This is a genomic window from Trichlorobacter sp., from assembly GCF_030247655.1.
Lineage (GTDB): Bacteria > Desulfobacterota > Desulfuromonadia > Geobacterales > Pseudopelobacteraceae > Trichlorobacter.
The window spans coordinates 1-3,169 of the sequence record NZ_JAOTRZ010000284.1 but is presented as its reverse complement, the minus strand read 5'-3'; the positions used below and the strand labels follow the sequence as shown (position 1 = coordinate 3,169).

At 54.6% G+C, this 3,169-nt stretch carries 3 protein-coding genes; 2 read left to right on the top strand and 1 reads right to left on the bottom strand.

The window, feature by feature from the left end:
* Positions 1 to 121: 121 nt before the first annotated feature.
* Positions 122 to 691 carry a hypothetical protein gene (locus OEL57_RS15665; protein ID WP_300741757.1) on the bottom strand — a complete coding sequence of 190 codons (570 nt, stop codon included), beginning with the start codon at positions 689 to 691 and terminating at the stop codon, positions 122 to 124.
* Positions 692 to 873: 182 nt separating this feature from the next.
* Here OEL57_RS15665 and OEL57_RS15660 point away from each other — a divergent pair, with 182 nt between their 5' ends.
* Both OEL57_RS15660 and OEL57_RS15655 read left to right on the top strand, forming a co-directional pair.
* Entirely contained in the window at positions 874 to 2,457 is a 1,584-nt protein-coding gene (locus tag OEL57_RS15660) for a PAS domain-containing sensor histidine kinase (RefSeq protein WP_300741756.1), read from the top strand.
* Positions 2,454 to 3,169, top strand: a 716-nt coding sequence (locus OEL57_RS15655; protein ID WP_300741754.1) for a sigma-54-dependent transcriptional regulator, incomplete at its 3' end; no start/stop codon positions are given. The genes OEL57_RS15660 and OEL57_RS15655, both read left to right, overlap by 4 nt.

Genomic DNA, 3,169 nt, shown 5'->3' with positions numbered 1-3,169 from the left:
GTCTGGGCTATCAGTGTCAGCAGCAGCGCCAGCAGCGAAAGCTGGTGTACCGTCATGGTGATACGCCTCCCTGGCTCTCTGTTCGTAAGCAGCAGTAATGATGACGACGCTGATTGTCGAATCAGACAGGCTTTGGAGGGGGTACCAACGGCTTGGAGGAGAGCGAATGCAGTGTGCTGCCGGGGGAAAGGCGGTAGGGTGGTTCTTCAGGTGGCACAATGACCACCCTGTGGAAAAACGGTATGATTTCATTGCCATGGCTGTTAAACAATGCGGTCTGACTGCTGTCATCGCAGGGGCAGCCGCAGGTGAGCACCGTCTGTGCTGCCTGTGGTTCAGGCAGCACAGACGGTTGGGTAGTGATGGTCTCTTCCAGTACTGCCTTGACCGTTTCGGCAGGCAGCGTGGTGTGGCAACAGTCAGCCGTGGCAGCAGCAGGTTCAGAGAGGTGGTTTTCCTGTTGTTTTTTCTTCCAGCAACAACAGGTATGGTTCAACTGGCTTTGCAGAGAGCAGCCGTCCCGCTTGCAGTCTCCGCTGCAGGCGGGACGGCCGTCGTGGGCATGATGAAGTGGCTGCAGCGCCAGCGAAGTCAACGGTCCCACTCCAATCAGCAGGTAGATGGTTGCCATCAGGGCGGCGATGCCTCTTCGTAGCGGCCTCATGGATGTATGTAGAGATGGCGGTGGCATACGGACTCCTGATAGCTTGCTTTGTACTATCAAAAAACGTGCCGTACATGCTAACTTTACGATATTTAACGCATATTTTGGTATTGTTGAGTTGGATGATTTTTTGTTGTCTTATTTTGAGACAAGCGTTATGGTTCGGTTACAAGCAGCGCATCTCCCGCTTTTGTTGGAGGTCAGTGTCTATGGCTCCTCACCGGAAAATGGTGTGCTCTCTGCTGGATGATTCAGGAGAAACGATTGGCCGTGCAGAGATTATCCAACAGTTTCCTGCCCTGATCTGGCACTCAGGGCAGGATGCCCGTTGTGACTATTTTAATCAGACCTGGCTGCTCTTTACCGGTCGGACGCTGGAACAGGAGCTGGGCGATGGCTGGATGGAGGGAATCCACCCAGAAGACCTGGCCGGTTGTCTTAAAACCTATCTGGAAGCGTTTGAGGCCAGGCAACCGTTTACCATGGAGTACCGCCTGCGCTACCATGATGGTTCCTATCGCTGGATTATTGATCACGGTTCCCCTCACTATGCCATTGATGGCTGCTTTTGCGGCTATATCGGCAGTTGCTATGATAGTACCCGTCAGAAAGAAGAGGAATGTGCGCTTCGTACTAACCAGACGGCGCTGGAACAGCAGGTTGAACAGTGCAACAGCGCCCTGCAGCGGAGTTATGACCTGCTCAACAATATCTCCCGGCAGGTACCAGGCGGGATCTACCAGTTTCAGCTTTTCTCCGATGGTCACTACAGTATCCCCTATGCAAGCCAATCCATTCTTGATCTGTTTGAGCTGCAGCCGGAAGAGTTGCAGTCTGATGCATCGCCTGTTTTTAATAAAATTGTTGCTGAAGATCTGGCCGGTCTGATGGCATCAATTCAGGAATCAGCTGAGACCCTTAACCCATGGCATCATGAATTTCGAGCTGCTATCCCTTCCAGGGGAGTACGCTGGTTTCAGGGAAACTCCCGTCCCCAGCGCCAGCCGGATAACAGTGTGATCTGGTGCGGTTTTGTTACGGATATTTCAGAACGCAAGGAGCTTGAACGTCAGCTGGTTGAAGCGCAGCGTCTGGAGTACATCGGCCAGCTTGCAGCCGGGGTGGCCCATGAAGTCAGGAACCCGTTGAATGCCATCCTGACGGTAACCGAAGCCCTGTTCCGGGAAGAGGGGGTTGAGGGCAACCAAACCCTGACCCCCTATATTGAGCATATTCGTTCCCAGGTTGATCGGCTTGCCCGGCTGATGAACGACCTGCTCAGTCTGGGACGGCGTCAGCAGGAAGATCAGCTGGTGCCGCTGGCACTGGCTGAATTCTGCCGCCAGACCGTGGAACTGTGGCAGCGGAGCAATCAGACGGGCAGCCTTGCAATTGATCTGGAGATCCCGTCGACACTGGAAAACGTTATGGTCCGTGCTGATATTGACCGATTACAACAGGTGCTTTTCAATCTGCTGGATAATGCCGGGCAGCACAGTCAGTCAGCCAGTGCCATACGGCTCGTACTGGAAACGGCTCAACCGGATCTTGTCGGCGGGCAGATACTGCTCCGGGTCGTTGACCGCGGTAGCGGGGTCGTTCCAGAGTTATTGGAACGGGTCTTTGAGCCGTTCTTCACTACCCGCCGGGGAGGGACCGGTCTGGGTCTGGCCCTGGTGAAGCAGTTCATTGAACAGATGGGAGGGATGGTGCAGATCTGTAACAATTATCCTGAGCCGGGCTGTACGGTTACGCTGCAGCTGCCCCGGGCCTCTGAGGAGTGCCTGTCATGAAACCGCAGATTTTACTGATTGAAGACTGTGCTGTTACCCGCTTCGGGATAGTGCGCTATTTTTCAAAGGACGGTTACCAGATCAGCGAGGCAGGATCACTGGCCGAGGCGACCAGACTGATGGCAGAGCACCGTTTTGATCTGATTATCATTGATATCAATCTGCCTGACGGTAATGGGCTGGATTTCATCAGTGCTGAACGGGAAACCCAGAATCTGGTGCCGATTATTGTGGTGACCGGTGCCGGAGCTATCCCCCTGGCGGTTGAGGCGATGCAGCGCGGGGCTGATAATTTTTTGACCAAGCCGCTTGATATGGCGGCGCTTTCCATGTCGCTGTTAAAAACATTGGAGCTGGGAACGCTCAAGCGGCAGTCGGTTGCCCGCAAGCGGCTGGAAAAACAACAGGGTATTTTTTTTGGTGCAGGTCAGGAGATGCAGGAGGTGCAACAGATGGCCAGGGTGGCTGCCGATAACGGCCACCCGGTGCTGATCACCGGTGAAACCGGCACCGGCAAGGGGATGCTGGCCAAGTGGATTCACCAGCAGGGGGGCCGTGCCCAGTATGAATTTGTCGAGTTGAACTGTTCAAGTCTGCGTGGTGAGATGTTGGCACGGGAGCTTTTCGGCACCCAGCGGGGGGCCTATACTTCGGCTGATCAGGATCGTCGTGGTCTGGTTGATATTGCAGATCGCGGCAGCCTGTTTCTGGA